At 51.6% G+C, this 14,124-nt stretch carries 9 protein-coding genes; 6 read left to right on the top strand and 3 right to left on the bottom strand.

The annotated features are described in order from the left end of the window. Positions 1-22: 22 nt before the first annotated feature. Together HUX74_RS01090 and HUX74_RS01095 are read right to left on the bottom strand one after the other, a co-directional pair. On the bottom strand, positions 23-1,798 hold the full coding sequence (locus HUX74_RS01090; protein WP_117600662.1) for a biotin/lipoyl-binding protein: 1,776 nt from the start codon (positions 1,796-1,798) through the stop codon (positions 23-25). Between the two features lie 145 nt (positions 1,799-1,943). After that, positions 1,944-2,447, bottom strand: coding sequence for an RNA polymerase sigma factor (locus HUX74_RS01095; protein ID WP_117600548.1), 504 nt, complete (start codon positions 2,445-2,447; stop codon positions 1,944-1,946). 271 nt (positions 2,448-2,718) lie between these two features. Between HUX74_RS01095 and HUX74_RS01100 the strand changes: the two genes are divergently transcribed. Beyond that, complete coding sequence (locus HUX74_RS01100) at positions 2,719-5,622, top strand: pitrilysin family protein (protein ID WP_117964446.1); 2,904 nt, start codon at positions 2,719-2,721, stop codon at positions 5,620-5,622. 191 nt (positions 5,623-5,813) lie between these two features. Here the strand turns inward: HUX74_RS01100 and HUX74_RS01105 are convergent, their stop codons facing one another. Further along, entirely contained in the window at positions 5,814-6,440 is a 627-nt protein-coding gene (locus tag HUX74_RS01105) for a trimeric intracellular cation channel family protein (protein WP_034528739.1), read from the bottom strand. Between the two features lie 189 nt (positions 6,441-6,629). Here HUX74_RS01105 and HUX74_RS01110 point away from each other — a divergent pair, with 189 nt between their 5' ends. The 5 genes from HUX74_RS01110 to HUX74_RS01130 all read left to right on the top strand — a co-directional run bounded on the left by HUX74_RS01110 (position 6,630) and on the right by HUX74_RS01130 (position 14,109). Then, positions 6,630-7,724, top strand: a complete 1,095-nt coding sequence (locus HUX74_RS01110; protein ID WP_117600550.1) for a UDP-N-acetyl glucosamine 2-epimerase — start codon at positions 6,630-6,632, stop codon at positions 7,722-7,724. Positions 7,725-8,023: 299 nt separating this feature from the next. After that, positions 8,024-10,609 (top strand): DUF5686 and carboxypeptidase-like regulatory domain-containing protein, encoded by a 2,586-nt coding sequence (locus HUX74_RS01115; protein ID WP_117600551.1) that lies wholly within the window; start codon positions 8,024-8,026, stop codon positions 10,607-10,609. A gap of 12 nt (positions 10,610-10,621) precedes the next feature. Next, a complete protein-coding gene (locus HUX74_RS01120) occupies positions 10,622-11,893 on the top strand; it encodes a replication-associated recombination protein A (protein ID WP_117600552.1) in 1,272 nt (423 codons plus the stop codon). A gap of 76 nt (positions 11,894-11,969) precedes the next feature. Next, positions 11,970-12,926, top strand: a complete 957-nt coding sequence (locus HUX74_RS01125) for a D-2-hydroxyacid dehydrogenase (protein ID WP_117964449.1) — start codon at positions 11,970-11,972, stop codon at positions 12,924-12,926. Between the two features lie 100 nt (positions 12,927-13,026). After that, positions 13,027-14,109: an endonuclease/exonuclease/phosphatase family protein gene (locus HUX74_RS01130; protein WP_174646049.1), complete on the top strand. Its 1,083-nt coding sequence runs from the start codon at positions 13,027-13,029 to the stop codon at positions 14,107-14,109. Positions 14,110-14,124: the final 15 nt, after the last annotated feature.

Consider the following 14,124-nt stretch of genomic DNA (forward strand, 5'->3'; position numbering starts at 1 on the left):
TTCCACTTTTTCAAGTTCTCATTTATGCAAAGATATCACTCCGCTGGATATAGGCTATCACATCGCCTTTATTGACCACATCCCCTTGCTTGGCACAGACTTCCACCACACGTCCGGTAAATCCGGTCCATATCTTCTCGTATTCACCCCACGGCGTAGAGATGTAGCAGAACACCTCATCATGCTGGTACTTGCGTCCAATGAAAGGAGCAGAAGAAGGACCTTCGACAGAAACCTCCCAAAGCACTTGCCCTTTGGAAGGCGCGATTATCGGGTCTGCCTTTGCACGCTTCAGCTTCTTGATTTCCTCTTCCGAGTATCCGTTTTTGGCCATCGCCGCATCCTTGGCACGCTGCAGGTCATCCTCAAAACGTTTCTTGGCAACGCCGGATTTATAGTCGCGATACTGCCGGTCGTGCATGGCAAGCTCGAAGAGTTCCTCGTCATCATCGCCATATTCCCAACCGTTTTCGTCCATCTCTTTCCGGTATGTATCCAGAGCATCCGGGTAGTTCAGCTGCGGGTCCGTATCCACGAACTCAAAACCCTTGGACTTGGCCAGTTCCACTATCTCGGGCGCCAAAGTACCGGGCAGGCGTCCGCTCTTGCCCAGAATCATGTCCCACGTATGGTTGTCTATCATCGTCCAGCGCTCCTCTCCCTTTACTTGCTGCATGAGGTTCATCAGAGCCACATTCTTCACATACTGGCTGAAAGGAGTCACCAAAGGAGGATAGCCCAGTTTGGGCCATACATATTCCACTTCGTCGAACAGCATGACGAGTAAGTCGTCCAGACTGAGTTCCGGCTCATTCTTGCCGCGCAGTATCATGTTGATGCCGGAATGCACTCCCTTCAAGTCGGCCATCATGGAGCCCATCATGCCACCCGGCAAACCGCACTTCAGCAAGAGTGAGGACATATGTTTATTGGTGGGATCCATGAAATAGCCCAAGAAATCGTCAATGAACTCCTGCGTCATGGCACGGGCTTTCATGTAGGCTTTCATGTTTATGTCGGGCACCTGGAAACCCAGATCTTTCAGCATGGCCTGCACGGAGATGATGTCCGGATGAACCTTGCCCCACGACATGGGTTCCATCGCCACATCGATGATGTCGGCACCGTTCTCGCAGACTTCGAGAATGGAAGCCATGGAAAGTCCGGGACCGCTATGCCCGTGGTATTGTATCAGCACATCGGGATGCTTCTCCTTAATGGTTCTGACAAGCTGTCCCAGCATACCCGGACGTCCGATGCCAGCCATATCCTTCAAGCAGATTTCGGGTGCCCCGGCTTCAATCAACCGGTCGGCAATACCGGCATAGTATTCCACCGTATGGACAGGAGAATAGGTGATACAGAGCGTAGCCTGCGGTATCATGCCCGCTTCCAGGGCATATTTGATAGAAGGAATTATGTTCCGCGTCTCGTTCAGTCCGCAGAAGATACGGGTAATGTCCACACCCTGGGCATGCTTCACCTTGTACATCAGCCGGCGCACATCTGCCGGAACGGGATACATGCGCAGTGCATTCAGCCCGCGATCAAGCATATGCGTCTGTATACCTGCTTCCCTGAAAGGCGCGGTAAAGGCGCGTACAGCCTTATTGGGATTTTCGCCGTACAGAAGGTTTACCTGCTCAAAAGCTCCTCCGTTCGTTTCGACACGTGCAAAACAGCCCATTTCTACTATCAACGGAGCAATGCGTACCAACTGGTCTACCCGGGGTTGATACTTACCGGACGACTGCCACATGTCCCGGTAAACAAGACTGAATTTAATTTCCTTTTTCATCATAGTCAGTAATAAGAGATTTTTTCTTCGGTTAACTTAACATATACAAATATAAAGGATTATTCTGACATATAGTCAAGAATAATCCTTAAAAATTCATCGCAATCAATATGTTATATATCATATTGCTACTACCAAACTATTATCAGATGAAATCTTTCAGTTCATCCTGCAACTTCTGACGTGTAAAGAAGATGCGGCTTTTCACTGTTCCGAGTGGAAGACCGAGACGTTCGGCAATCTCACGGTACTTGAAACCAGACACGTGCATGGAGAAAGGGACTTTATAGTCGCGTGGAAGGGCATTGACGATGCGGTGCATTTCTTTTAGGTCGTAGGCACCTTCGGTACTGGCAAAACCAGAGTCCTGGGGCATGCTGAGGTGATACTGATTGTCCGTCTGGTCTACAAAAGTCTGTTCGCGAACTATTTTCCGGTAATTATTGATAAAGATGTTGCGCATAATGGTATACATCCAACCTTTGAAATTGGTGTCGGGTTCAAATTTGTCTTCGTTATCCAAAGCCTTGAGAGACGTCTCTTGCAACAAATCATTCGCTTCTTCCCGGTCGGCTGTCAACTTGTATGCAAAGCGAAGCAGTTCTTCTTGCACTGCAAGTAAATCTTTTCTAAAACTGTAAGTATTCATACTTTGCTCAATTTTTAAATAGTTAATAATGGTTTAGGTTTTACGGTTGCAAGTATAAGGAAGATTTGAAGCTCCGGGGGACGGAATACGGTTTTTATTAGGGGTAAAAACTATCATTTGACAGTTTCCACCCCCTCTATGATAGTTTACGGGTGATATCATGTACTGAAAATCATCATTTTTCCGAAGATTTCGTAAATGTTACGTGATTTTTTTATAGCTTTGCCTACATATAGGGAAACACTTTTATTACATAAAAACACTTTATTTTATGAAATCATTTCAATTAAAGTCACTTCTTCTGCTGGCTGCCGTCATCATCTCCCTGCCCTCCTTTGGACAAGGACTGAAAGCGTTCAAGCTGAAGAACGGTCTTTCCGTATATATATGGGAAGACGAATCCAAATCGGACGTATTCGGACTGGTAGGCGTACGTGCCGGTTCCATCAACGACCCCGAAGAGTACACGGGACTTGCACACTACCTGGAGCACGTCATGTTTAAAGGAACAGACAAGATAGGCGCGCTGAACTGGACGGAAGAAGAACCGATCTACAAGGAAATCATCGCCAAGTACGACCAGATGGCCGAAGAAGCCGACCCGGTAAAAAAAGAAGCCATCAGCAAGGAAATCAATGAGCTGACCGTCAAGGCCGGAAAGCTGGGGCTTCCCAATGAATACTCCAACCTGATGGAAAGCATGGGCGCCAAAGGGGTAAATGCAGGAACCTACTATGACTGGACCTTCTATCACAGCTCCTTCCCTGCCTATCAGATAAACAAATGGCTGGAGATTTCCTCACAACGTTTCCTGCATCCCGTATTCCGTTCCTTCCAGTCGGAGCTGGAAAACGTGTACGAAGAATATAACCGTTCACAAGATGACCAGGGACGTGCACAGAACCAGTTCGTGATGGAGAAAGCTTTTGAGGGACATCCTTACTCCCGTTCCATCATCGGCCTGCCCGAACATCTGAAGAATCCCCGCCTGAGCAAGCTGATTGAATTCTACGAACAATGGTATGTACCCGAAAACATGGTACTGGTACTCGTAGGAAACATCAAAGCCCAACAAATCAGCGGACGCATCAATGCTGCCTTCGGACGTCTGGCTGCTAAGCCCGCACCCGAGCGCAAGGTCTACCAGAACCTCGAAATAAAGGGCCGCAAACAGTATTCGGCTAAAGTGGGATTCTACCCGCAAGTGGCAATGGTATTCAATGGAGTACCTGCCGGACATCCCGACGAAGACGCTCTGGACATCGCCCTGGCACTGCTGAACAACAACAGTCAGACCGGAACCATGGACAAGCTGGTACTGGACGGTGAACTGACCAGCGCCGGAGCCTACACCCGTACTTTCCGCGAACAAGGACGCGCCATCGTAGCGGCCATTCCCCTCTACGACGAAAACCAGCGCCGTTTCGAGTCTACCAAGAGCGCCGAAAAGAAAGCCTTGAAAGCCATCCAGCAAATCGCCAACGGAGAATTCGAGGATTGGAAAATTGATGCCATCAAAGCCGAGAAATGCCGCCAGTTCGACCTGGAAATGGAGTCGAACGAGGACAAGGCCATGATACTGATGAACGCCTTCTACAACGAGCAGGATTTGGGCGACATACTCAACTACAAGGACAAGATTATGGCCATCACTACTGACGACATCAAGCGGGTAGCCAAGAAATACCTGTCGGACAACTACCTGGCCCTATATATCGAAAAAGGGAAACCTGACAAAAACGCCAAGATTGAGAAGCCGGGGTACAAACCCGTAGAACCTCCGGTAGGCAAGGAATCGCTTTATGCAACGCAATTCAAGAACCTGCCCATCGGACAGATGGAAGAGAAATTCGCAGACTACGGCGAAGTGCAAATCAAGCAGCTGAACGACCGTTCCAAGATGTACTACACGCCCAACAAGGAGAACAACGTATTCCAGCTGATTGTACAATACGGAGCCGGTGAACGCGAATTCCCGAAACTGGGCTATGCCGCCCAACTGATGAACAACGCAGGTATCATGGGAGCCTACGAACCGCAAGAGCTGAAAGAAGAACTCAGCAAGCTGAACGCAACCTGCCACGTGACAGCCGATGAAGACAACCTCTACATCATCATGGAGGGCTACGAAGCCACCCTGCCGCAAGCCTGCCAGCTACTTTCACGCCAGATTCTGATGCCGAAATTGGACGAAAAGCAACTGGCACGTCTGAAAGGTTCGGCAATGGGTATGCGCCAGCAGCGTAAAGACAACGTCAGCATCCTGAACGAAGCGCTGCGCCAGTACATGCTCTACGGAGAGAAATCAGACTACATCAAGGAGCTGACCGACAAGGAGATTTACGAATTGCAGATTTCAGAACTGACGGGCGACATCAACCGTGCCTCCAACTACGAGGCAAAGGTATTCTTTACCGGAACACTCCCCTTCGACCAAGTATACGACATCCTGAGCAAGAACCTCCCGTTGGTAGCCAACGAACGCCCGTCCAACTCCCCGCAGGCAAAGGAGATGATGCCGGTAACCGAAAACACCGTCTACTTCCTGCCTAACAACGATGCAGAACAAGCCCAAATCCACCTCTACATCCCGATGCAGAAGGCTGACAAGAAGGACGACGTGCTGCGTAGCGCATTCAACCAGTACTTCGGTCTCGACTTCACCGGCATCGTTCTGAACGAAATACGCGAAAAACGCTCCATGGCCTATACAGCCTACGCATTCGTCGGCACGCAAGGCATAGCCGGAAAAGCAAGCTACCTGCGCGGCTACATCGGTACCCAGAACGACAAGGCAAACGATGCATTGGACGTACTGATGAGTCTCGTCAATGACATGCCGAAGAATCCGGAACGTATCGGCAACATCAAGAGCTACCTCCGCCAAGCCATGCTGACCAGCCACCCCAGCTTCCGCAACAAAGCTATGGAACTGGTAGACTTGGGCTACAGAGGCTACACGGACGACCCAGCCAAAGAAAACCTGCCGAAAGTAGATGCACTGACCTTTGACGACATCGTGAAGTTCTACGAAGAGAACATCAAAGGCAAACCTTACTGCATCTCCATCATGGGCAACCCGAAGGACATCGACCTGAAGCGGCTGGAGAAATTCGGCAAGGTAGTGAAACTGAACGAACGCAAGCTCTTCAACACGAAGGATGCATTGTTCTAACCTAGTCTTATCTCTTTAGCAATCCTATCCTCGCTCCCTTTAATAAGGGGAACGAGACATATGAAAAATTCCCCGACATTTCGGTTTGAAAATGCCGGGGAATCTTATTTTAAAACATCTGGGAAGTGCTTCTCCGGAATGTCCGAGTTTCACCGGAAAATCCCTGAGGTTTTCAGACTGCAAACAACGGACTACATTTCCTGCTCCTCTTCATTACCCGAAAGGATAGGAAGGCAAATCCTATACTTTACTGCCAGTATACGGGTAACGAACACCGTCACACCACCCACAATCTGGCACACGAAAGACTCCATCCCCAGAAGGTGGCACATCCAGTAGAAGGTTCCTCCCACCACACAAGCCATCGCATAAATCTCCTTCCGGAATATCAGCGGAATTTCGTTGATGAATACGTCACGTATCACACCTCCCGCAGCCCCGGTAATGCTGCCCATGATGATGGCCACCCAGAAGGGATAGCCCAGCGCGATGCTCTTGCCCACACCAACGACCGTGAACAGTGCCAGGCCGATACTGTCGAATATGAAGAATGTATTGTGCAGATGGATGAGATGCTTACCGAAGAGGATGACCCACAACAAGGCCAGTCCGGTACAAATCAAATAAATAGGGTCCGTCATCCAACCCGGGGTGACGTCCAGCAGCAGGTCGCGTATCGTACCGCCTCCGATGGCCGTCACAAAACCCACCACATACGCTCCAAACCAGTCGAACCGCTTGGCCGAGGCCAGACGTATGCCACTAATGGCAAAGGCAAATGTGCCAATGAAATCGAGTATCTGAACAAATGTTGGCATTATCACTTTGAGAATTAAAAATTAAAAATTAAACAAGTGCTTCGAGTATCCAAAATTAAATCCGAGTATCCAAAACCGAAAAAGATAATACATATTTCAACAGACACTCTGAAAATAATAGGCAAAGTAACAAATAATTTCCCTAAGAAAGCGTATTTTTGTATCGACATTTTTTTACCAATTACGACAATGAAAATAACAATCGTATCGGGCGCACGCCCCAACTTCATGAAAATAGCCCCCATCTGCCGCGCCATCGACGCCGCCAGAGAGGCAGGAAAGAACATCTCCTACCGCATCGTCTACACCGGTCCGCAGGATGACACCAGCCTGGATGCCTCGCTCTTCTCCGACCTCTCTATGAGGAAACCGGATGCCTGCCTCGGCGTCACCGGACATGACCACTCGCAGGTGGCAGCCTCCATCATGCTTGCCTTCGAGCGCGAGTTGGACGGGCACCCAGCACAAGTCGTACTGGTGGTAGATGACATGACCGCCACCATGAGTTGCTCCATCGTCGCCAAGAAGCGCGGGCTGAAGGTGGCGCACGTCATAGCAGGCACGCGCTCCTTCGACATGAACATGCCCCGCGAAGTGAACCGAACCATCGTGGACGCCATCTCCGACTATCTCTTCACTGCCGGCATGGTGGCCAACCGCAATCTCAACCAAGAGGGTATGATACCCGACTATATCCACTACGTGGGCAACATACTGATTGACACCATCCGCTTCAACCGCCACCGCCTGGTGCAGCCCATGTGGTTCTCCAGCCTCGGCCTGCGGAAAGGAAACTACTTGCTACTAACCCTCAACCGCCGTGACCTGCTGGCAAAGAAGGCCGTGCTGCACTCCCTGCTCCAAACCGTCATCGAAAAAGCCGACGGCATGCCTATCGTCGCCCCTCTGCACCCCTACGTACAAAAGGCAGTGAAGTCACTGGGACTGGATGCCCCTAACCTGCACATCCTGCCTCCACAGAGCTACCTGCACTTCGGGTTCCTCATCAATCAGGCACGGGGCATCGTCACCGACTCGGGCAACATTGCCGAAGAAGCCACCTTCCTTGACGTCCCCTGCATCACCCTCAACACCTACGCCGAGCATCCCGAAACCTGGCGTATCGGTACCAACGAGCTGGTCGGCGAAAACTCCTTCGCCCTCTCCGCCTCGCTCGACAAGCTGCTGCACGGAGAATGGAAGCACGCCATCCTACCCGACCGCTGGGACGGACGGACGGCGGAACGCATCGTACAGACACTACTGAACGGCAACAATTCATAATCCTCCATAAATTCTATCCCAAGCTTGCAAACGTCTATCCCAAACCTACGGACGCTTATCCCAAGCTTGGGTCTTTCTATCCCAAGGCTTGGGATAGAGCTTTCTCCATACATTGCGCAACTTTATCCTTTATATCCGGCAACTTCTCTACAAGGATTCCGTACATTTTTTATCTGTATCCAGCAAACAAGACATACGACTTTCACGTTCATTTAACCATATCTCCCGTTTCTTTAGTCTATATTTGCTTCTTGATTAACCTTAATTTGTTAACTTTGTGCCCGAATTATCTGTAACTTATGAAGCAAAGATATATAATTTATGCCCTTTTCCTGCTGTCACTGTTTGTCTCCATCAGCGCATCCGCCCAAATTAAGGGTGTCATCACAGACTCTCTCACGAACGAACCGCTGATGTATATCACCGTACAGTATGAAGGGAAAGGTGTAGGCGGCATCTCCAACGCAAACGGTGAATACCAGGTTGAAACCCACAAAGGCTGGGATGAGCTGACATTCTCCGCTGTAGGTTATATCACCAAGAAAGTGAAACTGAATCCCGGTACCCGGGTGCTGAACGTCAAGTTGCAACCGGACGACATCATGCTCTCCGAGGTCGTCGTGAAACCCAAGAAGGAGAAATATTCCCGCAAGAACAACCCCGCCGTGGAGTTTATGAAGAAGGTCATCGAGAACAAGAAGGCCTTGAAACTGGAAGAGAACGACTACTATCAGTATCAGAAATATGAAAAGATGAAGATGTCGCTCAACGACGTTACCCCCGACAAAATGGAGAAAGGTATTTACAAGAAATTCTCCTTCTTCAAAGACCAGGTGGAGGTATCGCCCAAGACCAACAAGATGATTCTACCCATCTCCATCAAGGAGACGGCGAGCAAGACCATTTTCCGTAAAAGCCCCAAGAGCGAAAAGACCATCATCGAAGGCATGAACTCCACTGGTATCGAAGAGTTCTTCAACACCGGAGACATGCTGGGGACCATCCTTACGGACGTATTCTCCGACATCAACATCTACGACGACGACATCCGGCTGCTGCAACGCCGCTTCGTCAGCCCCATCGGTCGCGGAGCCATCAGCTTCTATAAGTACTATCTGATGGACACACTCATGGTGGACAAGCAGGAGTGCGTCCATCTGACTTTCGTTCCGCAGAACCCGCAGGACTTCGGTTTCACGGGGCACCTTTACGTGGTGAAGGACTCCACCTATGCCGTGAAGAAATGTACCATGAACCTACCCAAGAAGACGGGTGTCAACTTCGTGGAAAACCTCGACATCGTGCAGCAGTTCGAACAACTGCCCGACAGCAACTGGGTGTTGACCGACGACGACATGACCGTGGAACTACACTTCGTGAAAGGTATCCAAGGCCTGGAAGTGCAACGGACCACCAAATACAGCGACTATCAATTCACGGAAATAGAGCCCCGCCTCTTCCGTCTGAAAGGAAACGTCATCAAGGAAGCGAACATGCTTGCCAAGAGCGACGAATACTGGGCGAAAGTCCGCCAAGTACCCCTCACCAAGAAAGAGAGCACGATGGACGTATTCATGAACCGCATCGAGCAGATTCCCGGCTTCAAGTACGTTATCTTCGGGGCGAAAGCCTTGATTGAGAACTTCGTGGAGACGGGTGGCAAGAAGCATCCCAGCAAGTTCGACTTCGGTCCCATCAACACGATGATAACCAGCAACTACGTCAACGGCACGCGCTTCCGTCTGAGCGGTATGACAACAGGTAACCTTGACCCGCATTGGAGCCTGAGCGGCTACGGTGCCTACGGAACCAAGGACAAGAAATGGTTCTACTCCGGACAGGTGGCCTACTCCTTCAACAAGCGCGAATACGTATTGTGGGAGTTCCCGAAACACTATATCGCCTTCAAGTACACCTACGACGTGATGTCTCCCATGGACAAGTATCTCGCCACGGACAAGGACAACTTGTTTGTCGGCTGGAAATGGACGACGGTGGACCAGATGTCCTACATGCGCGACGCCACGCTGACTTACGAGCTGGAGACCAATACCGGCTTCTCCGTACAGGCCATGGCGCGCCATCGTAACGACCAGCCTGCCGGACAATTGCAATACTGGAAGAACAACGGAGGGACACCCGGACAATGGGACGAAAAAAATACGTTGGTGCACGACATCACCACCACCGAGCTGGGTGTGACTTTGCGTTACGCTCCCGGTGAGACCTTCGTCAACACCAAGCAACGCCGCGTGCCCGTATCGTTGGATGCGCCCACCTTCACCCTCTCCCACACCGCCGGATTCAAGGGCGTGCTGGGTGGAGAGTATAACTTCAACCTGACGGAAGCCAGCATCCGCAAGCGCTTCTGGCTCGGCTCGTGGGGCAAGCTGGACGTAACGGCACGTGCCGGTGCGCAATGGAACACCGTTCCCTTCCCCCTGCTGAACCTGCCGATGGCGAACCTCTCGTACATCACGCAGAACAACGAGTCCTTCAACCTCATCAACAACATGGAGTTCCTGAACGACCGCTACGCCTCCCTCAACCTAAGCTACGACATGAACGGAAAACTCTTCAACCGCATCCCGCTCATCAAGAAGCTGAAGTGGCGCGAGATGTTCCGCATCCGTGGCTTGTGGGGCACGCTGACGGACAAGAACAACCCGTACAAGAGCAACAATCCCGACTTATTCCTCTTCCCCATGCGCGACGGTGTACCCACCAGCCACGTCATGGGCAAGACTCCCTATGTGGAAGCCAGCGTAGGTATCTACAATATCTTCAAACTGCTCCACATAGAATATGTACGTAGGCTGACCTATACGGACATACCGGGAGTGAAGAAGGGCGGTATACGCTTCATGATATTAATGATATTTTAAGAGTTACATACTATGCAACCATTAGCAGAACGGCTTAGACCAAGAACATTAGATGAATATATCGGTCAGAAACATTTAGTGGGACCAGGTGCAGTGCTGCGTAAGATGATTGATGCAGGACGTATCTCTTCGTTTATCCTATGGGGTCCTCCGGGAGTGGGAAAGACAACCTTGGCGCAGATTATCGCCAACAAGCTGGAAACTCCTTTCTATACGCTCAGTGCCGTGACCAGCGGCGTGAAGGACGTGCGCGACGTGATAGAGCGCGCCAAGAGCAACCGTTTCTTCTCGCAAGCCAGTCCCATCCTCTTCATTGACGAGATACACCGCTTCAGCAAATCGCAGCAAGACTCACTGCTGGGAGCCGTGGAGCAAGGCACCGTGACGCTGATAGGCGCCACCACGGAGAACCCTTCGTTCGAGGTCATCCGCCCGCTGCTGTCCCGCTGCCAGCTCTATACCTTGAAGTCACTGGAGAAGGACGACCTGCTGGAACTGCTGCAACGTGCCATCACCACAGACACCGTGCTGAAGGAACGGAAGATAGAACTGGAAGAAACCACCGCCATGCTCCGCTTCAGCGGAGGAGACGCCCGCAAGCTGCTCAACATCCTCGAACTGGTGGTAGACTCCGAAGCCGCAGACCCTGTCCTCATCACCGACGACATGGTGACCGAACGCCTGCAACAGAACCCTCTTGCCTACGATAAGGACGGCGAGATGCACTACGACATCATCTCCGCCTTTATCAAATCCATTCGCGGCAGCGACCCGGATGGCGCCATCTACTGGCTGGCGCGCATGGTCGAAGGAGGTGAAGACCCTGCCTTCATAGCCCGCCGCCTCGTCATCTCCGCCTCCGAAGACATCGGACTGGCCAACCCCAACGCACTGCTGCTTGCCAACGCCTGCTTCGACACGCTGATGAAAGTGGGATGGCCCGAAGGACGTATCCCACTGGCAGAAGCCACCATATACCTTGCCACCAGCCCCAAGAGCAACTCCGCCTATATGGCCATCAACAATGCCCTGGAACTGGTACGTGAAACGGGCAACCTCCCCGTCCCTCTGCACCTGCGCAACGCCCCTACCAAGCTGATGAAGCAGTTGGGCTACGGCGAGAAGTACAAGTACGCTCACGACTACCCCGGCAACTTCGTCAAGCAGCAATTCCTGCCCGACGAATTGAAAGACCGCCGTATCTGGGAGCCACAACTCAACCCTGCCGAGCAGAAGCACAAGGAACGGATGCAGCAACTCTGGGGAGAGGAAAAGAAATGGTAAACTATCAATTAAAATTAAAAGTTAGAGATTAAAACTCGGATACAGAAAATCCCCACAACAAATAACTTATAACTCCATGAATATAGTAGTATTAGACGGCTATGCCGCCAACCCCGGCGACCTTTGCTGGGACGAATTGCAAGCCTTGGGCGAGTGCACCATCTACGACCGCACCGCCCCTGCGGAAGTATTGGAACGCGCCGCTGGTGCAGAAATCCTGCTGACCAACAAAACCGTGCTCACCGCTGAGCACATGGCGGCACTGCCCGAACTGAAATACATCGGTGTGCTGGCTACCGGATACAACATCGTAGACACCGCCGCTGCCAAAGAACGCGGCATCATTGTCACCAATATTCCCGCCTACAGCACCGACTCCGTTGCCCAGATGGTCTTTGCCCATATTCTGAACATCACCCAGCAAGTGCAACACCACTCTGAAGAGGTGCACCGAGGCCGCTGGACAGCAAGCAAGGACTTCTGCTTCTGGGACACGCCGCTCATCGAACTGCGCGAAAAAAAGCTCGGAATCGTAGGCCTGGGGCACACCGGCTTCACCACCGCCCGCATCGCCATCGGCTTCGGTATGAAGGTATGTGCCTACACCTCCAAGACCAACTTCCAGCTTCCTCCCGAAATCCGCAAGATGGAGCTGGACGAGTTGTTCCGCGAATGTGACATCATCAGCCTGCACTGTCCCCTCACCGACTCCACCCGCGAGATGGTGAATGCAGAACGGCTCCGGCTGATGAAGCCCACCGCCATCCTCATCAATACCGGACGCGGCCCGCTCATCAACGAACAAGACCTTGCCAATGCACTTAACAACGGCACCATCTATGCCGCCGGCGTAGACGTACTCTCGCAGGAGCCTCCCCGTGCCGACAATCCATTGCTCTCTGCCCGTAACTGCTACATCACTCCGCACATTGCCTGGGCAAGCACGGCCGCACGCGAACGCCTCATGCTGATTATGCTCGAAAACATCAAAGCCTACCAAGACGGCAAGCCGGTGAACGTAGTGAATAAATAACAGACATTACAGCATCTCTTCGCTGTATATCCCGGTGGAAGAGATGCTGTAACAAGCTCTGTATGGCAGGGTACCATAACAAAACAAACAAGCAAACAACATGGGAAAGTCCGCCGTAAAAGGTCTGTTCTACATCTGCCTGATAGCAGCAACATTCGTTTTGGCCACCATCACCATAGTGGCAGCCTTCTCAGGAAACGTGGCTCCGGTCGATTCCGCCATCATGCCATTACTGGGGCTGGCAGTGCCCGTACTCCTGATTGTCAATCTGATAACGGCACTCTGCTGGGCATTGGCCCATAAGCGCTGGGCACTGGTTCCGCTGGCGGCATTCTTCTGCAACTGGGGATATCTGACGTCTGTCTTCCAGCTCCACCTGCCGAAAGACAAAACCCCGGCAGGCAAGTATCTGAAGATAGCCACCTACAACATACACAACTTTGGAGGTGAGATTACCGGTTATTCCTGCAAGGAGATAGCCCGGTACATGCAGCAGGAGGGCGTGGATGTGCTGTGCTTCCAGGAGTTCGGAGACAACAGCGACTTCCCCACGGACAGCATACGGCGCATACTCTCGCATTGGTCACACGCGCTCATCCCTTCCGAAGACTCCAAGGGCGTACTGCCTATCGCCGTATTCAGCCGCTATCCATTGGCGAACCACCGTTTCATCACTTACCAGCGCAGCTCCAACTGTAGCATGATGTGCGATGTAGCGATGGATACGGATACCATACGTCTGATAAACAACCACCTGCAGACCACCAGCGTCAGCCAGAAGCGCAGGAAGTGGGAACGCGAGCTGGCCACCGACGACACCCGCCGCGAAGTCCAGGCAGCCAAAGATGCCGCAGGCACCCTGCACGAAAACTTCGTGAAACGGGCCACACAGGCTTACGTCATCAGCCACTACGCCAAGGCCAGCCCCTATCCCGTGCTGTTATGCGGTGACTTCAACTCGATACCTTCCTCCTACACCTACCACCATTTGAGGAAAACCCTCAAAGACGGATTCCGCACTGCCGGAAACGGATACATGTACACCTACCGCTATGCCAAACGCATGTTGCGTATTGACTACATCTTCCACTCCCCCAGTCTGAAGGGTATTGCATACTACTCTCCGGACCTGGATTTGTGCAGCGACCACAATCCAGTGATTATGGAGGTTGAAATACAATAAAGTAAAGAAAGCCCA

The organism is Bacteroides sp. Marseille-P8574 (assembly GCF_902825465.1).
In the GTDB taxonomy this organism is placed as follows: Bacteria; Bacteroidota; Bacteroidia; order Bacteroidales; family Bacteroidaceae; genus Bacteroides; species Bacteroides uniformis.

Coding starts and splice junctions, on each gene's coding strand:
- HUX74_RS01125 (WP_117964449.1), top strand. CDS start 11,970: ATGAATATAGTAGTATTAGACGGCTATGCCGCCAACCCCGGCGACCTT.
- HUX74_RS01090 (WP_117600662.1), bottom strand. CDS start 1,798: ATGAAAAAGGAAATTAAATTCAGTCTTGTTTACCGGGACATGTGGCAG.
- HUX74_RS01115 (WP_117600551.1), top strand. CDS start 8,024: ATGAAGCAAAGATATATAATTTATGCCCTTTTCCTGCTGTCACTGTTT.
- HUX74_RS01130 (WP_174646049.1), top strand. CDS start 13,027: ATGGGAAAGTCCGCCGTAAAAGGTCTGTTCTACATCTGCCTGATAGCA.
- HUX74_RS01100 (WP_117964446.1), top strand. CDS start 2,719: ATGAAATCATTTCAATTAAAGTCACTTCTTCTGCTGGCTGCCGTCATC.
- HUX74_RS01110 (WP_117600550.1), top strand. CDS start 6,630: ATGAAAATAACAATCGTATCGGGCGCACGCCCCAACTTCATGAAAATA.
- HUX74_RS01095 (WP_117600548.1), bottom strand. CDS start 2,447: ATGAATACTTACAGTTTTAGAAAAGATTTACTTGCAGTGCAAGAAGAA.
- HUX74_RS01105 (WP_034528739.1), bottom strand. CDS start 6,440: ATGCCAACATTTGTTCAGATACTCGATTTCATTGGCACATTTGCCTTT.
- HUX74_RS01120 (WP_117600552.1), top strand. CDS start 10,622: ATGCAACCATTAGCAGAACGGCTTAGACCAAGAACATTAGATGAATAT.